Source organism: Rahnella sp. PAMC25617, from assembly GCF_050606005.1.
Lineage (GTDB): Bacteria > Pseudomonadota > Gammaproteobacteria > Enterobacterales > Enterobacteriaceae > Rahnella > Rahnella variigena.
In genome coordinates this window covers 1-295 of sequence record NZ_JBOCUM010000090.1, presented here as the reverse complement: position 1 = coordinate 295, position 295 = coordinate 1, and the positions used below count along the sequence as shown (strand labels likewise).

1 protein-coding gene is annotated in these 295 nt (G+C 47.5%); it reads right to left on the bottom strand.

All coding sequences use genetic code 11. The features are described from left to right. On the bottom strand, positions 1–254 hold a 254-nt coding region (locus ACM615_RS23975; protein ID WP_431012640.1), incomplete at its 3' end, for a redoxin family protein. Between the last annotated feature and the right edge of the window lie 41 nt (positions 255–295).

Genomic DNA, 295 nt, shown 5'->3' with positions numbered 1-295 from the left:
TTCATCACGAAGGTGTCGTTCACCGAAACGCAAAGGATGCTGTCAACGCCGTGCTGTTTGAATACGCTGGACAGTTCGTTGTAGCGTGGCAAATGGCTGGAAGAGCAGGTTGGGGTAAACGCGCCTGGCAGCGAAAACACGATGACGGTTTTATCTTTGAACAGGTCATTGGTGGTGACATCAATCCATTGGTCGCCCTGACGGGTGTGGAAAGTAACCTGAGGAACTTTTTTGCCTTCTTGGCTGGTAAACATGGATTAACCCCTTAATTAGGAAAATAATTTTTGGCTGTTAG